Raw genomic sequence first — 18533 nt, 5'->3', positions numbered from 1 at the left:
GAGAGAGGCGGCCAGTGAAGATCGACCGGATCGAGACGTTCCTCGTCCCACCCCGATGGCTCTTCTGCCGGGTGGAGACCGACGAAGGGCTGGTCGGCTGGGGCGAGCCGGTCGTGGAGGGCCGGGCCGAGGTGGTACGCGCCGCCGTCGAGGTGCTCTCGGAATACCTGCTCGGCGAGGATCCCCTCCGGATCGAGCAGCACTGGCAGGTGCTCTCCAAGGGCGGCTTCTACCGGGGCGGCCCGGTGCTCTCCAGCGCCGTCGCCGGCATCGACCAGGCGCTCTGGGACATCGCCGGGCAGGCGTACGGCGCACCGGTGCACGCCCTGCTCGGCGGCCCGGTCCGGGACCGGGTGCGCGTCTACTCCTGGATCGGCGGCGACGAACCCGGCGAACTCGCCGACGCCGCCGCCGCACAGGTCGAGGCGGGGATGACGGCGGTCAAGATGAACGCTTCCGGCCTGCTCGGCCCGATCCCGAGCGCCGCCGAGGTGTCCGCCGTCGTCCGCCGGGTCGGCTCGGTCCGGCAGGTGCTCGGCGACGAGCGGGACGTCGCGGTCGACTTCCACGGCCGGGCGAGCGCGGCGGCGGCCCGCCGGATCCTGCCGGAGCTCGCCCCGCTGCGGCCGCTCTTCGTCGAGGAGCCGGTGCTGCCCGAGCACCAGCAGCAGCTCGCCGGCATCGTCGCCGCCTCGCCGGTGCCGATCGCCACCGGCGAGCGGCTCTTCGCCCGGCACGAGTTCCTGGCGCCGCTGCGTGCGGGCGTGGCGGTGGTGCAGCCCGACCTGTCGCACGCCGGAGGCATCTCCGAGGTACGCCGGATCGCCGCCCAGGCCGAGACGTACGGCGCGGTGCTGGCCCCGCACTGCCCGCTCGGGCCGATCTCGCTCGCCGCGAGTCTCCAGGTCGCCTTCGCCACCCCCAACTTCCTGATCCAGGAGCAGAGCATCGGCATCCACTACCACTCCGGCTCCGAGCTGCTCGACTACGTGCTGGACCGGGAGCCGTTCCGTTTCGTGGACGGGCACCTGCGCCGTCCCGAGGCACCCGGGCTCGGCATCACCGTCGACGAGCCGGCCGTACGCGCGGCGGCCCGGACCGGACACGCCTGGCGCAACCCGGTCTGGCAGCACGCCGACGGCTCCTTCGCCGAATGGTGAGCGGGGCGGGCGAACCGGGTGCCGGGAAGCCGGCGGTCGACGGGACGGCCGTCGGGGTGCCGTTGCGGGTGGCCGTCGACCACCGGCACGGCGGGCGGTGGACCAGCATCAGCGGCGGTGGGCGGGAGTGGCTCTGGCGCGGCACCGCCGACGGGCGCGACCGCGTGAGCCCGGGTGACGCCTTCGTCGACGCGGGTGGCCTGGAGGAGTGCGTGCCCACCGTCCGGGGCACACCCGACCACGGCGACGCCTGGTCCCGCCCGTGGCGACCGACCGGCCCGGCGAGCGCGACGGCCTGCGGAGGGCTCCGGCAGCGAATCGCCGTGGTCGACTGCCCCGACTTCAGTCTCGAACGGCGGATCGCCGAGGAGGCCGGTGCGGTCGTGGCCCGGTACCGGCTACGGGCCGATCCGGGCCACCGGTTCGTCTGGGCGGCGCACGCGCTGCTCGACCTCTCCCCCGCCGCCCGGCTGGTCGCGCCGGCCGGCACGCCCACCCGGCTCTACCCGGAGGCCGCCGCCCTGCTGCCCGCCGGCACCTGGCCGCCGGGTGCGCGGTGGCACACGGCCGACTGGCCCGAGCCGGCCGGACTGGCACTGCACCGACTCGGCCCGGACGACGGCACCGCGCTCGGCGCCGTCCTGGTCGGCTGTGCGGACGTCCGGGTGGTCGACGGGCCCGACGTGCTGCGGCTGCGCCTGGAGTCGCCGGGCCAGCCGCGCTCCACCGCCCTCTGGCGCAACCTGGGTGGCTGGCCGGAGACGGCACCATATCGCAGCATCGGGGTCGAACCGATGCTCGGCGCGGTCTTCGACCTGGCCGAGGCGGAGGGTACCGGTGTCGGGGACGATGGCGCGGCGACGGTGCCGGCCGGCGGCGAGGTCGAGTGGCAGCTCGCCATCACCGCCGAGCGCGCCCGCTGAGCCGTCGGCCAGCTCGGCGCTACCGCCTCCGAACGAACGTTCCGCGCTGCCGGCGGGCGGACCTGAACAGGATCGGTAACGACCTGCCGATCTTGTGAACTGGAGCGCGGACGATGATCAGAGCCTGGGTCACCACCGGGTCGTGTGGATCGCCCGGAACAACGCGATCCACTGCTCCGGCCAGACGTACCCGACCGTCGTGTCGGCCGGCACCCGGTTCGCCCGCAGCGCGGCATCGACCCGGCGGGCCGGATACCCGCGCTGCAACGAGGCGCACAGCGACCCGCCGACCCCGCCGAAGCCGAGCGCCACGAACCGCTGGTAGGCGGTGAGCTGCGACGCCGGCAACAGGGGCACCTGCCGGCGTTCCAGCCGCAGGATGCCGGAGTCGACCCGCGGCACCGGGCGGAACCGCTCCCGGGGGATCCGGCCGGCCAGGCGCCAGTGCAGCCACGGCCAGGTCTGCACCGTCCGCAGCGTCCAGCGGCCGTAGTCACCGCAGCGCTTGCGGGCGTACTCGAGCTGGGTGACCAGGGTCGCGGTGCTGATTCGCGGCGCGTCCAGGCACCAGTTCACGATCCGGCTGGTCGAGGCGTACGGGATGTTGCCGATCACCGCGAACGGCTCGGCCGGGGGCCGGGACGCGACGAAGTCGCCCTGCACGACCCGGACGCCCGGCTCCGCCCGGAACTCCTCGCCGAGCCGGGCGGCCAGTTCCGGATCGATCTCGTACGCGACGACCCGCCGGCAGCGCCGGGCCAGCTCCCTGGTCAGCGCTCCCTGACCGGCCCCGACCTCCAGGAGCAGCCCGGCCGGATCCGGGCGGGCGGACGTGACGATCTGCGCGATCGTCCGCTCGTCGCGGAGGAAGTTCTGCCCGAGCACCCGGCGCGACCGGTCCTGCCCGGTACGTGGCCCCGTGCGGGCATGCGGACGGTTCTCTCGACTCGAATGGTGATGTGGCACGGCCGTGTCCTCCCGCCCGGGATCTCCGGGCCGGTTGGTGGGGACAGGCGGCAGCGTCGGGCACGGCCTGTCCCGGATCGGTCAGGACTCGGATGACCCTGGGCGTGCGGGGAGGGCGACGGCGCCGACACGGACCCGACGACCACCACCAGCGGGCACGACGCGACGCACGCGTCGTGCGGGCAGGGTGGAGGTCACGGCGCGGGGCGCCGCCGGAAGGAGACGGGCGTTCGGCAGCGCACCGCGTCAGCGGGCGCCGGCGGTCGAACGGTGAAGGCTCCCGTGCTCAGCCGGCCAGGGCGGAATGCCCGGTCCGGTGGCGGAGCAGGAGCTGGATCGCCCAGTCGGCGGTGCACGTCCCGGTCAGGGACCCGCGGATCAGGGCGTGGAAGGTGCCGGACACCCGGCCACTGTAGCTCAGTGTGTGGGGACCGGATCAACCGGTTTTCGGCCCTGCCCTGCCACCATCCGGTGCAGCAGAGGCCGCCGGACGCCGGTCCAGGCGGTTTCCAGAGTCGACAGCGTACCTACCGGAGCAGCGTTGGCGTACCCGCGGACATCGAGACGCGCCACCGCCGTAACCGGCCCCGGTCCCTCGGCGGCCGCCGCCCCGACGACCGTCCGGCCGCCGACCTGCCGCGACACTCCGCCAGGGTCAAGTGATCACGATCCCCTGCCGGCGTTAGGGTACCCGGATGGAAAAGCCCACCGTGGGTCCGGTCGACGGTCCGCCGCCGACCGACCTTGCCATCGAGGACATAACCATCGGGACGGGCCAGGAGGTCCAACCGGGCCAATGGGCCGTGGTGCACTACGTCGGAGTCTCGTTCGACACCGGCGACGAGTTCGACTCGTCGTGGAACCGCGGCTCACCGTTCAGCTTCCCCGTCGGCGGCGGCAAGGTCATCGAGGGTTGGGACCGCGGCGTACTCGGGATGCGGATCGGCGGCCGGCGCAAGCTCGTGATCCCTCCGCAGCTCGGCTACGGCAACCAGGGCGCCGGCAACGTGATCAAGCCCGGCGCGACACTCGTCTTCGTCGTGGACCTGGTGGACGTCAAGTTCTGATCTCCGACGTCGACCTCTGGTTTCCGACGTCACGTTCTGACTCCCCGGCCCGGCCGACGCCGTGCCAGCCATGGGCCCGGCCGCCACAGGCGGCCGGGCCCATCGGCGATCCGGCCCGCCCACACCCGCACTCGTGCGCCCGGCACGCCCTCGATCATCGGCCGCGGCACCGAAAACCATCACCCAACGGAACCGAAAGATCACCACCAGCATTGAAAGATGGCCGTAGATATTGACGGAGCTGGTTCGGCGCGGACAGAATCGCGGCACCATGATCCCCTCTGGGAGGCGCCATGACCCGTCCCCGCCTGCCGTTCCTCCGGGTAGCCACCCGGGTGGCCGCAACCCTCACGGCCGCCACCGGCATGCTGCTCGCCACCACCCCACCCGCCAGCGCCGCCGTGCCCACCGGGCGCTACGTCGCGCTGGGCGACTCGTACACCGCCGGTCCGCTGATCCCCTCGCAGGTCGACCTGAACTGCCTGCGCTCCAACCGCAACTACCCGTCCCTCGTCGCCGGCTCCGCGAACTCCTCGTCCTTCGCCGACGTGAGCTGCTCCGGTGCCACCACCACCGACATCCTCCACAGCGGCAGCGGGCAGCTCGGCATCACGGTGCCACCGCAGCTCAACGCGGTCACCTCGGGTACCGCCCTGGTCACGGTCCAGATCGGTGGCAACGACATCGGTTTCTCCGGCATCATGACCACCTGCGCGGAGGACAGCCTGAGCAGCCCGCTCGGCTCACCGTGCAAGAACAGGTACACCGCCGGGGGCAGCGACCAACTGCGGGCGAGGATCGACGCCACCGCGCCGAAGGTGACCGCCGTACTGCAGGCGGTCCGGGCGGCCGCCCCGAACGCGCGGGTCGTGGTGCTCGGGTACCCGGCGATCCTGCCCGACACCGGCAACGGCTGCTGGCCGGTGGTCCCGATCGCGTACCAGGACGTGCCGTACCTGCGCGGCGTCCAGAAGTCGCTGAACGCGATGCTCGCCGGTGTCGCGACCGCCAACAACGCCAGCTACGCCGACGTCTACACCCCGTCGATCGGTCGCGACGCCTGCAAGAGCAGGAGCACCCGGTGGGTCGAGGGGCTGGTCCCGCAGAACGCCGCCGCGCCGTTCCACCCGAACGCCGCCGGTGAGCAGGGCATGGCCAACGCCCTGCTGGCCAGGCTGAACGGCTGATCCGCACCGGTACGACACCGGGGTCCCGGCCCCGGGGCGGGGCGGGCAGGACGCGTCGAGCCGCGCCCGCCCGCCCCGGCTCCGAAAACGCGGCCCAGGAGGCGGGGCGGTCCGGGTCAGAAGCCCAACGCGGTCCGGCCGCCCACCACGGGCAGGATCAGGGCGCTCGACGCCGGTGCCACGCTCAGCCGGGTGCCGGGCAGCGGCAGCAGGGTGTAGTCCTGGTCACTGGAGAAGATCACCAGGCCGAGCCGGTGCCCGGCACGGAAGATGTAGTCCTTCGGCTCCATGCTCCAGCGGTAGTCGTACATCCGTCCCGGCCGGACCGGCCGGCCGTGCGCCTCGCTGGTCCGGTTCTGCGGGTCCAGCCACCCCCGGGTCACCACGACCGGGGCGTCGGTGGCACCCGCCGGGCCATAGTCGACGAGGTAGCCGGTCAGGTTCGCGGCCGTCCGGTTGTCGATCGAGAGTCGCACCCGCAGCTCCGGCCGACCCGAGATCCGTACGTCCCGGCGCAACGTCGGGGAGGTGTAGACCAGCCGGTGCGGGCTGGCGGTCTCCGGCTCGCCCACGAGCTGGTTGGGGGTGTAGTCCCGACCCGCGTCGACCAGGCTCTGGGTCGCCCGGCCGCGCCACCCGGAGCCGACCAGGGCACCCGGTGCCGCCGGATCGGTTGCGGAGAGTCCCAGCGACACCTTCCGGGCGGCCGGATCCGGCCAGTCCCGGTAGGTGGTGTAGGCACGGTCCTCCCGCTGCAGCACCACCCTCGGCTCGGCCATGACGTCGTTGTCGACGCCCCAGAGCCAGTAGTCGAACCAGCGGTTCTCGGTCTGCTTGTAGGTCCAGCTCCGCCCGTCCGGCAGGGTCACCGTGGCGGCGCTGCCCGGACCGCCGTGGCCCCCCTGGTGCAGCCAGAGCTTGCACGGTACGCCGTACCGGTCGAGCTGGTCCCACCAGTCGGCGAACTGACCGGTCTTGACGTTCCAGTCGTTGAGCCCGTGCACGACGAAGACGCTGGCCCGGACCTTCCGCACCCCGGGCAGGTAGTCCCGCTCCCGCCAGAACCCGGTGTAGTCGCCGGTGCCCCGCTCCTGCTCCTCGGCGATCTCGGCGATCTCGTCGGCACAGTCCTCCGTCGAGCGGCCACGGCCGGCGGTGTACATCGTCAGGATGTCGGCGTCCTCGCCCTGGAAGCCGCCGGGCGCCACCACCAGACCGTTGGCGCGGTAGTAGTCGTACCAGTTGCTGATCGCCGAGACCGGGACGATGGTCCGGAGCCCGGGTACCCCGGTGGTCGCCACCATGTTCGGCAGGGTCCCGTTGTAGGAGACGCCGGTCATCCCGACCGCTCCGGTGGTCCAGCCGGCTCGCACCGGCGTGCCGCTGGCGTCGTAGGCCCGGGCCCGGCCACCCAGCCAGTCGATGATCGCCCTGGTGCCCAGCGTCTCGGCGGAGTCGCCGGTGGTCGGGCAGCCGTCGGAGTCGCCGGTGCCGACGCTCTGCCCCAGCACCACCGCGTAGCCGCGGGGCACGTAGTAGTCGTCGAGCTGGCCGGGCAGGTTGGCCTTTGCCCGCAGGATCCCCGGTCCGTCGGCCCGCCGGGCGGACGAGTGCCCGGAGGAGGAGCCCTGCGGCAGTTCGTCGACGAGCACGCTGGGATAGGGCACGTCGCTCCAGGTGTCCTTCCGGTACGGCGAGTGCTCCAGGATCACCGGCACCCGCAGCCCCGCGGTCTCGGTCTCACGGGGCCGGGAGATGTCCGCCACGACCCGGTCACGCCGGCCGTCGTGGTCGGTGTCGAGCGGAGTCTCCACCCACACCCGTTCCTCGACCGCATCGGCCAGCGAGAAGACGGGCTGGGTCATCCCGTCCCGCACGACGATGCCGGGCGGCGGTGCTCCCGGGGACGCCTGGGCGGGCAGCGGCGCCGCGACCAGGGCCAGGCCGGCGACGTACGCCCCGAGAATCCTTCCGGGACCTGCTGATGGCATGTGGTTGCTCCTCTCGACCAGTCCTCGTGGGCCGGCGGCGAGAACGGCGGGCATCGACGGAACGGGATCACCGACGGTCGGGATCTCGACGGCTCATCCTAGATAGGCCATCTGGAAACGTCGATTGCCGTGTCGGTTGCCGTGTCGGTTGCCGTGTCGGTTGCCGTGTCGTCGGGCCCTCGGTGGAGCGGCTGGCGAAGAGCCGGTTGGCTGCCGGCTTCGGCGGCGGTCATACCAGCGTCCTCGGCCGGACGGCGTTCGCGTGGTCGACCAGCGCGATCCGCAGCTCCGGATCCCGGCAGAGCTGGGCCAGCGTGCGGTAGGCCCGCTCCAGCCCGAAGCGCAGGCCGCGCTCGGAGAGCTCGTGTCCCAGCACCAGACCCCCGCCGGTGGCACCCGGCCGGCTCCGTACCCAGGCGAGCGCCACCTCCAACACCTCGATGGTGAGCCGGGTCTGCCGCTCGACGTCGAGTCCGAGTCGTTCGAGCCGGGCGGAGGCCCGCAACAGATCGTCCGCCGCCCCGGTCGCCCTCAGTCCGGGCAGACTCGCCCGGACGGCGGCGACCTGTGCCGCCACGTGTTGGCTCGAACTCTCCGGCACCTGGTCCAGCACGGCGAGCGCGCCGACCCGGTCGCCGACCAGGAAGCGGATCCGGGCCAGTCCGAAGGCCGCGCTCAGGTAGCCGTGGTCGACGCGCCACACCCGGTCGTACAACCGGGTTGCCAGTTCCCGGTCACCGGTGCACTCGGCGCTCACCGCCAGTGCCAACCTGGCCGCCGGCTCGCCCGGCAGCGCGTCGTACACCGTGTCGAAGGCGACCCGGGCCTCGGCCGGCCGGTTCCCGGTCAGCGCCGCCAGCCCCCGATACCAGTCCACCCGCCAGTCGAACGGGTCGGCGGCGGCCAGCCGGTCCAGGTCCGCGCCGGCCCCGGCCAGGTCGCCCGCCTCGATCCGGGAACGGGCCAGCCGGAGCGCCACCTCCACGCTCCGGACCGGTGCGGCGGTGAGCTGCCGGACCAGCTCCGTCGGATCGGTCGTGCCGAGCGAGGCGAGGAACCCCGCACCCGGGTCGAGGATGTCGACCTGCGGCAGCGGCAACGCGGCGGCGACCACCGGCGGTTCCGGGGCCAGCGCGCCGGGCCGGATCCCGCCGGTGCTCCGGAGCTGGCCCGCCACCGCCAGGGCGACCTCGCCGGCCTCGGTGCCGAAGGCGCGTCGTTCGGGCGTGAACTGGCGGGACACCACCGGCCGGGGAACGCCGTCCGCGGCCGAGAGCACCTCGCGCAGTACGCCGAGCAGCTGCTCGCTCATCTCGGCAGCGCTGGCGAACCGCCGGTCCGGATCGGGATGGGTGGCCCGGCGCAGCAGCCGGTGGTACGACATCTCGGCGGCGAGCAGTGGTGCGTCGGCCGGGTCGGGCAGGCGGTTGGCGTAGGTGGTCGTGAAGCCACGGAAGTCGAGGCTCAACACGGCCAGTGCCCGGCCGACGGTGTAGATGTCGGAGGCGACGGAGGGGCCGCGCGTGCCGACCTCCGGCGCCTGGTAGCCGGGGGTGCCGAAGATGGCGCTGGCCATGTCGTCGACGTGGCGTACGGCGCCGAGGTCGATGAGCTTGAGCTGCTCCTCGGCGTGGATGACGTTGTCCGGCTTGAAGTCGCAGAAGAGCAGGTTGCGGTCGTGCAGGTAGTCGAGGGCCGGCAGGATCTCCACACCGTAGGCGATCACCTCCGGCAGCGGTAGGGCCCGCTGGCCGGTGTCCCGCCGTCGGGTCAGCAGCATGTCCCGCAGGGAGTGGCCGCCGACGTACTCCATGACGATGTAGCCGACCGGTGTGCCGGTACGCGGATCGGGGTGCTCGACGAAGTCGTGGATCTTGACGATGTTGGGGTGGTCCAGCTCGACCAGGAAGCGGCGCTCGGCGACCGCGGAGGCCATGGCGTCCGTGTCCGAGGTGTTGATCAGTCCCTTGAGGACCACCCAGCGGTCGCTGACCGTGTCGCTGACGTTGCGGTCCCGGGCGAGATAGATCCAGCCCAGCCCGCCGTAGGCGAGCGCACCGAGAATCTCGTACCGCCCGTCGATCACATCACCGGCGCCGAGCCGGGGCAGGAACGAAAACGGCGTGCCGCAGTGCGGACAGAAGCCCTCGGCCCAGCCGGGCCGGTCGTCCCGTCCCCGGCCCACCGGATTCTCGCAGCTCACGCAGAACCGTCGCGACTCCGCGACCCTGGGCTCGGCCATCACCGCCGCCGCCGGGTCGCGCAGCGGCACCCGGGCGATCTCCACCAGACCGGCGCCGAGTCCACCCCGGGCCGCGCTCCGGGACCGGGCGGAGCCCCGCGAGCCGGAACCCCAGCTGCCCCGGCTCGGCACCGTGCCGCCCCCGGTCGATGTCGCCACCGCGCCGGCACCCGACGGAACAGCGGTGTGGGGCAGGGCCGCCGGTGCGGCCGTCGCCCGCCGGCCGCACTCGTCGCAGTGGCCGTCGGGCAGGTAGGAGCCTGGACAGCCGGGCCGCAGGCAGCGGGTGCTCATGGTACGGCTCCCTTCGTGCCGGGCGCCCGACGCTCGGCGATGTCGTTGACCGCCCCAGCCTCGACCCGGCGGGCGAACTCGGCCACCCCGAGCCGCTGCGCACCGGCACCGGCGGCGTCGTCCAGCACGGTCCCGTCGGCATCGAGAGCGGCGCGGCTCATCTGCGGCGGCGGCACGGTCACTAGTCCCGGTAACGCGCGACCGGTGGAGCCGGCGCCGGGCCCAACGACGTCAGCCATCGGCGGTAGAGCTGGGTCCAGGTCCCGTCGGATCGGATCCTGGCGAGGACGCCGTTGACGAACCGGACGAGTTCCGGCGACTCCCGGGAGATCGCCACCCCGTACGGTTCGTCACTGAACCGCGGACCGACCACCTCGGTGTTCGGGTCCTGGGCGGCGAGCCCGACCAGGATGCTGTCGTCGGTGGAGACCGCGACGACCTGGTTCTGCTGGAGCAGCACGAGGCAGTCGGTCCAGTTGACCACCGAGACCGGCCGGGTGCCCTTCGCGGCGATGTTCCGGATGGAGGTGCTGCCCGCCGCCGCGCACACCTTCCGGTCGCGCAGATCCTCGATCCTCCGCACCCCGGAGCCCCGGTTGACCAGGACGCGCTGCCCGGCGGTGAAGTACTCGGTGGAGAAGCTGACCTGCTGCCAGCGTTCGCAGTTCATCGTCATGGTCCGCACCACCAGGTCGACGGTGCCCTCCTGGACCGCCGTGATCCGGTCGGCGGAGCTGATCGCCCGGAACTGGATCCGGCCCGGGTCGCCGAAGAGCCCTCGGGCGATCTCCCGGGCGATGTCGACGTCGAATCCGGTGAGCTGGCCGGTCAGCGGGTCACGGAACCCGAACTGGTAGTTGTTCTGGTCGACGCCGACGATCAGCCGTCCACGCTGGACGATCGTGGCCATCGCCGTGCCGGCCGGCATCTGACGGGGACGGGGCAACGAGCCGGACGGCCGCAGGCTGGCCCGGGGGTCGCACGAGCCGGACGACGCCGCCGGCCCGGTCGGCACGATCGCCGGGTCCTGCATGCCGATCGGCCGGGGCGGCTCCGCCACCACCTGGTTGTCGGGCAGCGCCTCCTCGGCGGTGCCGCACGCGGCGAGGCCCGCCGCGGCGACGGCCGCGACAACGCCGGCGAGCAGCCGCACGGCGATCCGCCGGTGCGTCATCGATACTCCGCTATCCGCTGCTGCATGCCCACAGCGGCACCGACCAGCAGGACGAGGGTGAGGCCGACGATACCGATGTCGACGCCGGTGAGGGCCCGCCCGGCGCCGGTCGCCTCACGTTCGAAGCGCTTCCCGTTGTGGTCGATGGCGAAGGCGAGCGCCTCGTCGAACTGGTTGAAGATCGCGGCCGTGGTCTGCTCGCCGGTGCCGACGGTGGCGGCAACCGCCTCGGCGTACTCGCCGCTCTCGTCGAGGGTCCGTACGGTGCGGTGCGCTGCCGACCACTCCCTGCTCCGGGCGATGGCGGTCTCGACCGCCTGCCGCGTGGTGTCGTCCGGGGCCGCCAGCCGGGCGCGGGCCAACAGCCCGCCCGAGCCGTCGGCGCCGGTGAGCCGCTCCATCATGGCGGCGTGGTTCTCCTCGAACGCCACCCCGTTGCCCCGGGCGACCAGGGTCAACGCCTCGTCGGCCCGGGCCTGCAACCCGGCGATCCGCGCCTCGGCGAGCAGGTTCACCTGGGCGGAACCGGAGTCCCGGCTGTCCCGGAGGTTGCCGGCGGCCACCAGCGCCGACCCGGTGAGCCAGCCGACCAGCAGCAGCGCCCCGCCGGTGGCGACCAGCAGCCCCACGTTGAGCAGCCGGTTGGTGCGCCGGGTCAGGTGGATCTGCGTCAACACCACACCGGCGAGGGTGAGAAGCGCGAGCAGCACGGCGACCCAGGGAAAGCCGGCCGCCCGGTCCCGCGCCTCGTCGAGCTCGGTCGACGCCCCCGCATAGAGCTCCTGGGCCGCGGGCAGCAGCTCGTCGCGCATCAGGCCGGAGGCTTCCTGCAGGTAGGCGACGCCGAGCGGCAGCCCCTGCCGGTTGTAGGTGCGGGCGGTCTCCACCAGACCGGCGTAGACCGGCAGCCGCGCCGTGATCCGGCCGACCGCCGCGGCACCCCGGCTGTCGTCGGGTACGGCGGACGAGACGACCGTCAGCGCCGAGGCCGCGTCGGCCAGGTCGCGCTGGTAGCGCTCACGCAGCGCCGGTGGTTCGAGCCCGTTGGAGAGGAAGGCGCTCGCGGCGGTGGCGTCGGCGTCGGAGAGCGCCCGGTAGAGTCGCTGCGCCGCCACCGCGAGTTCGCCGCTGCGTGCGGTGACGTCCCGGACCAGCTCCGCGCGCTGCCGGACGCCGGCGAGCGCGACCGCCCCGGCGAGCAGGCCCAGCACGACCACCCCGGACAGCATCGCGGTGAGCCGGCCGGGTGTGCGGCGCAGAAACGTGCTCAGCCGACGCCACCGGTCCGGTGGGCGGGGTCGGGGCGAGGCGGCCGACCGGCCTGGCGGGACAGCCACCGCCGACCCGTGCGAACCCACCCGCATCTCCCCCAACCCGGCGTCGGGAACCCGCCGGCCGGAGGTGGCCAAGGCGGTCAGATCCTGGACGACCGGCTTCAAGGTAACCAATCGGCTCAACCGGTGGGGGGCGCCGCACCGGCCGACCGGACGCCCCACGGGCGTCGGCAGCGGCACCGCCACGCGCCACCGTCCACTCTCGCCCCGGCCGGGCGGCCGTCGACGTCCGGCGCGGCGCTGCCGCCAGGCAACCGGCCGGCCGGCAGGCCGGACGGACGGACGGGCGGGCGGGCGGGCGGGAAGGACGGCACCGGACCGAAAACGTAACCTGGCCGAACACGGGCGGTCGTGACCGTCGACCAGGGTGATGAGGCTAACCTGGATCGGACGTCCGGCATCGCCGGCGGGGTGGAAGGCGGTAGGCGGATTGTGCTGTCGCGGGGAGAACACGTGACGACGCCCTCGCGGACCGGGCGGCCGGCGGTGATGACCGACGTTGCCCGGCTTGCCGGCGTGTCGCACCAGACGGTCTCCCGGGTGATCAACGGTCATCCGCGAGTCCGTCCGGAAACCCGGGACCGGGTGGTCCGGGCGATGGCGGAGCTGAGCTACCGGCCGAACGCGATGGCGCGGGCACTGGCCAGTCGCCGCTCCCGGGTGCTCGGCGTGGTCAGCTTCGACACCATCCTGTTCGGGCCGGCCTCGACGCTGCTCGGCATCGAGCGCGCCGCCCGGGCCGCCGGTTACGGGGTCAGCATCGTCACCCTGGAGAAGGTCGACCGCCGGGGGGTGCTCAGCGCCGTCGAGGCGCTGGAGGGTCAGGGCGTGGACGGGGTCATCATCATCGCACCGCAGATGGCGGCCGCCGCCGCCCTGCACAGCCTGCCCCGGGGCATGACGGCGGTCGCGGTCGAGGCCGGCCAGGACAGCGGGCTGCCCTCCGTCGCGGTGGACCAGGTGACAGGTGCCCGGCTCGCCGTCGCGCACCTGCTCGAGCTCGGGCACCGCACCGTCTGGCACGTCTCCGGACCCAGCGACTGGCTGGAGGCCGGTGACCGGATCATCGGCTGGCGCCAGACCCTGGAGGAGGCCGGCGCCGCCGTACCGCCGATCATCGCCGGGGACTGGAGCGCCCGTTCCGGGTACGCGGCCGGCACCGCCCTGGCCGGCAACCCGGACGTCACCGCAGTCTTCGTCGCCAACGACCAGATGGCGCTCGGCCTGCTGCGCGCCCTGCACGAACGGGGTGTCCGGGTGCCCGCGGACATCAGCGTGGTGGCCTTCGACGACATACCGGAGGCGGAGTTCATGCTGCCGCCACTCACCACCGTGCGGCAGGACTTCGACGAGGTGGGCAGGCGCGGCATGGCCACCCTGCTGCAACTGCTCGACGCGGGCGGCCGGGACGGCCAGCCTGCCGTCGCGCTGCCCAGCACCACGCCGATCCAGCCGACCCTGGTGGTCCGGCAGAGCACCGCCGCACCGCCGGCCGGCCGGGGCTGACCGGGCACCGGAGCTGACCGGACGCCGCGTCGACCTCGACTCCACCACGCCCCTCCGTGACGGCCGGTCTGCCCGTACCGACTAGCCTGGCGGTGTGTTGAAGGCCCACAGGACCAGCTTCTGGCGCAGCCGCTACGAGATAACCGTCGGCGGTCGGGTGGTGGCGACCTGGGATGACGCCTTCTGGCGCAGCGGCGGCGAATTCGCGCTGGACGGCCAGCACTACCAGGTACGCGGCAACGCCTGGGGCAACCGCTACGGCATGACCGACGCCGCGGGCCAGCGCGTGGCAGCCGCGGACCGGGTCGGCCGCAAGCGCTGGACGGTCGAGGCCGGTGGGCAGACCTACCACTTCCAGCGCGCCTCGTTCTTCGGCAACGCGCAGGAGCTGCACGCCGACGGCGGGCGGGTCGGCTCGATCCGGCGGACCGGCCTCTGGCGCGGCGACGTCGTCGCCGACCTGCCCGGGCTGCCGCTGCCGGCGCAGATCTTCGTACTCGGCGTGGTGATCACGATGTGGGACCAGCAGGCCGCTACGGCGGCCGCCGCCTCCTGAACCGCCCGTGCCCGCGCAACCGTCCGTCTCCGCCGGGCCGGCCTTTTCACCAGGCCGACCTTCCACCGCCGCGGCGGCCAGCGGCCAAAAACGGCAACCGGCGACCCTGCCGCGCCCCTTCCGGGCATGCTCAGGTGATGGGCGGCGAAGGGGGTACCACGGCGTGAAGGACTACGACGACGACTGGACCGAGGAGCAGCGCGCGCTCTACGACGAGTGCTACGACCTCGGCACGGCCTGGGCCGGTGACCCGGAGACCGACGCCGAGCAGCTCCAGGACGTGCTCAATCTCGCCGAGGCCGACGAGGACGAACTCGCCGACGTCGACCTCGGCTATCCCCCGCTGGTCGACGCGGTGGCCGAGGCGACCGGGGAACAGGTGACCAGCGTGACCGCCGACCGGGACGACCCGGCGTTCCGGGGCTTCGTCGACGGTGCGCGGCAGGGCGCCGAGGAGGACGTCTTCGGGCTCTGATCCCCGCGGCTGCCGGGGCTGGGGCCGCCACGGCCGACGGGGCGAGCGTCAGGCGGATCCGGGCGCGTCGGCGCGGCGGGTCGGCGGGCGGGGGGCGCGCAGCGACGCCGGGAAGTCTCCCCGGCCGACCCTGACCGGCTGGCTGGCGAGCACCGCGACGGCGCCGGTGTAGCCGGGACCCACGTCGAGGTCGTGTAGCTGCACCGGTCCGTCGAGGGGGCGGTCGGCGGCCCACTCCACCAGCCGGGCCGGCTGGTCCGGCGGCGTCAGCGTGATCTTGTTCATCGGTACGGCCAGTCCGTGCCCGGTCGCCTTCAGCAGGGCCTCCTTCCGGGCCCAGTAGCCGAAGAAGGCCCGCTGGGCGGAGTCCGGCGGCTGGCCCTGCCACCAGCGCAGCTCGGCGGCGGAGAGCACGGCGCCGCTCAGCGCCGCCACGTCGGTGCGGTCGGTCAACTCCTGGACGTCCAGGCCGACCGGGTCGGCGGCCACCGCGAAGGCGACCCAGTCTCCCGAGTGGGTGAGCGAGAAGTCGAGCCTGGTGTCGGGGCGGTCGATGACGGGCTTGCCGTGCCCGGCGCCGCAGTGCCGGCAGTGCCGGGAGAAGGTGAGCGCGCCGGCCGGCACGCCGAGATAGTGCCCGAGCAGCAACCGCACCCCGACGTGACCGGCCTGGTAGCGGTCACGGTCGGCGGCCAGCCGGAACCGCCCGTGCCGCCGCCGCTCCTCGTCGTCGAGCACGTCGTGCCCGGCCCACTGCTCCGGGCCGACCGGCAGCCGCCACACCTGACACTCGCCCGGCACCGGCGGCACCGGAGTGGCCACTCCGCGCCAGGTGCCGGTGCCCTCGCTCCCGGTGGTCCCGGTCGTGGTAACGGTCGTCCCGATCGGCTCCGCCGGGTCCCCGGCCGGATCGCCGGGCAGGTCGTCGGGCGGGCGGAGGGATGCGGTCAACGGACACCACCAGAGGTCGCGGGTGGACGGCGGCCGGGGAGGGCCGGGGCAGGCTCTGCCGCGAGCATGCCAGCCGCGTGGCCGGCGCACCAGCCCGGCACACCCCGGCACGCCGACCGTCCGGGTGTGCCGACCGCACGCTGGTACGCCGGCCGCGAGCCGGTACGCCGGCCCCCACCCTCGGCGCCGGCCGCGACCCTCAGCGCTGGCCGTAGGCGTTCTGGTAGCGCTCGTAGAGGGCGTCGACGTGCCGCTGCTCGATCGGCACCAGCGGTCCGCCGGTGCGGGCGATGTGCACGGTACGGGCGACGTCCTCGCACATCACCGCCGCCTTGACCGCCGCCCTGGCGCTGGCGCCCACGGTGAAGACCCCGTGGTTGCGCATCAGCACCGCCGGGGAACGGTGCCCCGCCAGGGTGGCCACGATGCCCCTGCCGATGTCGTCCCCGCCGATCAGCGCGAACGGGCCGACCGGGATCTCCCCGCCGAACTCGTCGGCCATCGCGGTGAGTACGCACGGGATCGCCTCGTCCCGGGCCGCCCAGGCGGTGGCGTACGGGCTGTGCGTGTGCACCACCCCGTTCACCTGCGGCATGTGCCGGTAGACGTACGCGTGCGCGTCGGTGTCGCTGGACGGCGACCGGGTGCCGTCGACGACGTCCCCGTCGAGGGTGGTCACCACCATCGACTCGGGGGTCAGATCGTCGTACGAGACGCCGCTGGGCTTGATCACCATCAGCTCGGCCCCCGGCACCCGGGCGCTGACGTTGCCGCTGGTCCAGGTGACCAGCTCCCAGCGGGTGAGCTGTTCGTGCAGCCGGCACACCTCCTCGCGGACCCGGGCGACGGTGTCGCTGAGGCTGTCCGTGATCGCACCGCTGGTCATCGGCGCACCTCCTCGCGTAGCGCGTGCAACCGGTGCAGCACGTCGTTGCCGCCCCGGCCGAAGTAGTCGTGCAGCCGCTCGTACTCGGCGTAGAGCCGGTCGTAGACGTCGGCGGCGGCCGGGTCCGGCCGGTAGACCCCCCGGCGGACCTTGCCCATCGCCGCGGCGGCGCCGGTGATGTCCTGGTACGCCCCGGCCGCCACCGCCGCGTGGATCGCCGAGCCGAGCGCCGGGCCCTGGTCGGAGTCGATCACCGAGAGCGGCCGGCGCAGCACGTCGGCGTAGACCTGCATCAGGAAGGCGTTCCTGAGCAGGCCGCCGGCCACGATGAACTCGGTCACCGGCACCCCGGCGGCGTCGAAGGCCGCGACGATGGTCCGGGTGCCGAAGGCGGTCGCCTCGATCAGTGCCCGGTACTGGTCCTCCGGGCGGGTGGCCAGGGTCTGCCCGACGATCACACCGGAGAGGTCGTGGTCGACAAGCACCGACCGGTTGCCGTTGTGCCAGTCCAGGGCGACCAGCCCGTGCTGGCCGGGGCGCTGCGCGGCGGCCAGCTCGGTCAGGTGGTCGTGCACGCCGACGCCCCGCCGGGCGGCCTCCTCGGCGTAGGAGGCCGGCACGCAGTGCTCGACGAACCAGCCGAAGATGTCACCGACGCCGCTCTGTCCGGCCTCGTAGCCGAGCCGGCCGGGGACGATGCCGTCCCGGACCACCCCGCACATCCCCGGCACCTCGGCCAGGGTGTCGGCGACCATCACGTGGCAGGTCGAGGTGCCCATGATGGCCAGCATCTGGCCGGGCTCGACGGCCTTCGCGGCGGCGGCGGTGACGTGCGCGTCGACGTTGCCGACCGCGACGGCGATCCCGGCCGGCAGCCCGGTCAGGGCCGCGGCCTCCGGGGTCAGCCGCCCGGCCAGGCCGCCGAGCGGGGCGAGCGGGTGGGCGAGCCGGGTCTCGACGAAGTCGGCGAAGTCGGGGTGCAGCGCGGCCAGGTAGTCCCGGGTCGGATAGTGCCCGTCCTGGTGGATGCCCTTGTAGCCGGCGGTGCAGACGTTGCGGGTCTCCTCGCCGCAGAGCTGCCAGATGATCCAGTCGGCCGCCTCGATCCACCGCTCGGTCCGGGCGTAGACCTCCGGATCCTCGGTCAGCACCTGGAGCGCCTTGGCGAACTGCCACTCGGCCGAGATCCGCCCACCGTACCGGGGCAGCCAGGACTCCCCGCGCTCCTCGGCCAGCTCGTTGATCCGGTCGGCGTGCCGCTGTGCGGCATGGTGTTTCCAGAGCTTCGGATAGGCGTGCGGCCGGTCGGCGAGCCCGGGCACCTCGTTCAGCGGCGTACCGTCGGCGAGGGTCGGCAGCACCGTGCAGGCGGTGAAGTCCGTACCGATCCCGATCACCGCCTCGGGAGCGACCGAGGCCGCCGAGAGCGCCTTCGGCACCGCCTCGCGCAGCACCGAACGCCAGTCCTCCGGCATCTGCAGCGCCCACCCGCCGGGCAGCGCGGCACCGGTGGCCGGCAGCCGGTCGTCGATCACCCCGTGCCGGTACTCGTGCACCCCCGAGCCGAGTTCGGCGCCGTCCGAGACCCGGACCACCACCGCCCGGCCGGAGAGCGTGCCGAAGTCGACACCCACCACGTACCGGTCCGCACCGTCAGCGCTCACTCGCGTCCCTCCTGGCCCTTCCCTTTCCGGCTCGCCGCCCGCACGGGATGTGACGGACGGCGCGCGGCCGGCGCCACCGGCGCCACCGCTATCCTCAGCCAATCACGGTGTTAGCGCTACCACCACTGCCCGCGTCGGGCCCGGGCAGCGCCACCGT

The 18533-nt window shown here is 73.6% G+C and carries 16 protein-coding genes; 7 read left to right on the top strand and 9 right to left on the bottom strand.

Going from position 1 to position 18533, the window contains the following annotated elements; translation table 11 throughout:
- Positions 1-14 precede the first annotated feature (14 nt).
- Entirely contained in the window at positions 15-1160 is a 1146-nt protein-coding gene (gene dgoD, locus ACN27G_RS11440; protein WP_421492774.1) for a galactonate dehydratase, read from the top strand.
- Entirely contained in the window at positions 1154-2083 is a 930-nt protein-coding gene (locus tag ACN27G_RS11435; protein ID WP_421492773.1) for a hypothetical protein, read from the top strand. Before dgoD ends, ACN27G_RS11435 begins: the two co-directional genes overlap by 7 nt.
- A gap of 129 nt (positions 2084-2212) precedes the next feature.
- Here ACN27G_RS11435 and erm read toward each other — a convergent pair whose 3' ends face one another.
- Positions 2213-2968, bottom strand: coding sequence for an ErmE/ErmH/ErmO/ErmR family 23S rRNA (adenine(2058)-N(6))-methyltransferase (erm, locus tag ACN27G_RS11430; protein ID WP_421492772.1), 756 nt, complete (start codon positions 2966-2968; stop codon positions 2213-2215).
- A 776-nt stretch (positions 2969-3744) separates the two neighbouring features.
- Here erm and ACN27G_RS11425 point away from each other — a divergent pair.
- Both ACN27G_RS11425 and ACN27G_RS11420 read left to right on the top strand, forming a co-directional pair.
- Positions 3745-4116 carry an FKBP-type peptidyl-prolyl cis-trans isomerase gene (locus ACN27G_RS11425; protein WP_421492771.1) on the top strand — a complete coding sequence of 124 codons (372 nt, stop codon included), beginning with the start codon at positions 3745-3747 and terminating at the stop codon, positions 4114-4116.
- A 293-nt stretch (positions 4117-4409) separates the two neighbouring features.
- Positions 4410-5303, top strand: coding sequence for an SGNH/GDSL hydrolase family protein (locus ACN27G_RS11420; protein WP_421492770.1), 894 nt, complete (start codon positions 4410-4412; stop codon positions 5301-5303).
- Positions 5304-5419: 116 nt separating this feature from the next.
- On the opposite strand, the gene ACN27G_RS11415 is transcribed toward ACN27G_RS11420, so the two are convergent.
- The 5 genes from ACN27G_RS11415 to ACN27G_RS11395 form a co-directional block, all read right to left on the bottom strand.
- Positions 5420-7294: a Xaa-Pro dipeptidyl-peptidase gene (locus tag ACN27G_RS11415; protein WP_421492769.1), complete on the bottom strand. Its 1875-nt coding sequence runs from the start codon at positions 7292-7294 to the stop codon at positions 5420-5422.
- Positions 7295-7523: 229 nt separating this feature from the next.
- On the bottom strand, positions 7524-9830 hold the full coding sequence (locus ACN27G_RS11410) for a tetratricopeptide repeat protein (RefSeq protein WP_421492768.1): 2307 nt from the start codon (positions 9828-9830) through the stop codon (positions 7524-7526).
- Complete coding sequence (locus ACN27G_RS11405) at positions 9827-9991, bottom strand: hypothetical protein (RefSeq protein ID WP_421492767.1); 165 nt, start codon at positions 9989-9991, stop codon at positions 9827-9829. The genes ACN27G_RS11410 and ACN27G_RS11405 overlap by 4 nt, the downstream gene beginning before the upstream one ends.
- A 20-nt stretch (positions 9992-10011) precedes the next feature.
- Positions 10012-11004, bottom strand: coding sequence for a glutamate ABC transporter substrate-binding protein (locus tag ACN27G_RS11400; RefSeq protein WP_421492766.1), 993 nt, complete (start codon positions 11002-11004; stop codon positions 10012-10014).
- Positions 11001-12362 (bottom strand): hypothetical protein, encoded by a 1362-nt coding sequence (locus ACN27G_RS11395; protein WP_421492765.1) that lies wholly within the window; start codon positions 12360-12362, stop codon positions 11001-11003. The genes ACN27G_RS11400 and ACN27G_RS11395 overlap by 4 nt, the downstream gene beginning before the upstream one ends.
- Before the next feature lie 429 nt (positions 12363-12791).
- On the opposite strand from ACN27G_RS11395, the gene ACN27G_RS11390 reads away from it, so the two are divergent.
- The 3 genes from ACN27G_RS11390 (at position 12792) to ACN27G_RS11380 (ending at position 14875) form a co-directional block, all read left to right on the top strand.
- Positions 12792-13844, top strand: coding sequence for a LacI family DNA-binding transcriptional regulator (locus tag ACN27G_RS11390; protein ID WP_421492764.1), 1053 nt, complete (start codon positions 12792-12794; stop codon positions 13842-13844).
- A gap of 94 nt (positions 13845-13938) precedes the next feature.
- A complete protein-coding gene (locus ACN27G_RS11385) occupies positions 13939-14400 on the top strand; it encodes a hypothetical protein (RefSeq protein ID WP_421492763.1) in 462 nt (153 codons plus the stop codon).
- 163 nt (positions 14401-14563) lie between these two features.
- Entirely contained in the window at positions 14564-14875 is a 312-nt protein-coding gene (locus ACN27G_RS11380) for a hypothetical protein (RefSeq protein WP_421492762.1), read from the top strand.
- 48 nt (positions 14876-14923) lie between these two features.
- Here the strand turns inward: ACN27G_RS11380 and ACN27G_RS11375 are convergent, their stop codons facing one another.
- The 3 genes from ACN27G_RS11375 to araB form a co-directional block, all read right to left on the bottom strand.
- Positions 14924-15826 (bottom strand): 4'-phosphopantetheinyl transferase family protein, encoded by a 903-nt coding sequence (locus ACN27G_RS11375; RefSeq protein WP_421492761.1) that lies wholly within the window; start codon positions 15824-15826, stop codon positions 14924-14926.
- Between the two features lie 199 nt (positions 15827-16025).
- Positions 16026-16712 carry an L-ribulose-5-phosphate 4-epimerase gene (locus ACN27G_RS11370; protein WP_421492760.1) on the bottom strand — a complete coding sequence of 229 codons (687 nt, stop codon included), beginning with the start codon at positions 16710-16712 and terminating at the stop codon, positions 16026-16028.
- Complete coding sequence (gene araB, locus ACN27G_RS11365; protein ID WP_421492759.1) at positions 16709-18376, bottom strand: ribulokinase; 1668 nt, start codon at positions 18374-18376, stop codon at positions 16709-16711. Before araB ends, ACN27G_RS11370 begins: the two co-directional genes overlap by 4 nt.
- Positions 18377-18533: the final 157 nt, after the last annotated feature.

The organism is Plantactinospora sp. WMMB334 (assembly GCF_049179095.1).
Lineage (GTDB): Bacteria > Actinomycetota > Actinomycetes > Mycobacteriales > Micromonosporaceae > Plantactinospora.
This window is presented reverse-complemented; position numbering and strand designations above follow the sequence as displayed.

Excerpts from the sequence above, each read along its gene's own strand:
- ACN27G_RS11410 (WP_421492768.1), bottom strand. The coding sequence starts at position 9,830 with ATGAGCACCCGCTGCCTGCGGCCCGGCTGTCCAGGCTCCTACCTGCCC.
- ACN27G_RS11405 (WP_421492767.1), bottom strand. The coding sequence starts at position 9,991 with ATGAGCCGCGCCGCTCTCGATGCCGACGGGACCGTGCTGGACGACGCC.
- ACN27G_RS11435 (WP_421492773.1), top strand. The coding sequence starts at position 1,154 with ATGGTGAGCGGGGCGGGCGAACCGGGTGCCGGGAAGCCGGCGGTCGAC.
- ACN27G_RS11400 (WP_421492766.1), bottom strand. The coding sequence starts at position 11,004 with ATGACGCACCGGCGGATCGCCGTGCGGCTGCTCGCCGGCGTTGTCGCG.
- ACN27G_RS11425 (WP_421492771.1), top strand. The coding sequence starts at position 3,745 with ATGGAAAAGCCCACCGTGGGTCCGGTCGACGGTCCGCCGCCGACCGAC.
- ACN27G_RS11370 (WP_421492760.1), bottom strand. The coding sequence starts at position 16,712 with ATGACCAGCGGTGCGATCACGGACAGCCTCAGCGACACCGTCGCCCGG.
- ACN27G_RS11420 (WP_421492770.1), top strand. The coding sequence starts at position 4,410 with ATGACCCGTCCCCGCCTGCCGTTCCTCCGGGTAGCCACCCGGGTGGCC.
- ACN27G_RS11415 (WP_421492769.1), bottom strand. The coding sequence starts at position 7,294 with ATGCCATCAGCAGGTCCCGGAAGGATTCTCGGGGCGTACGTCGCCGGC.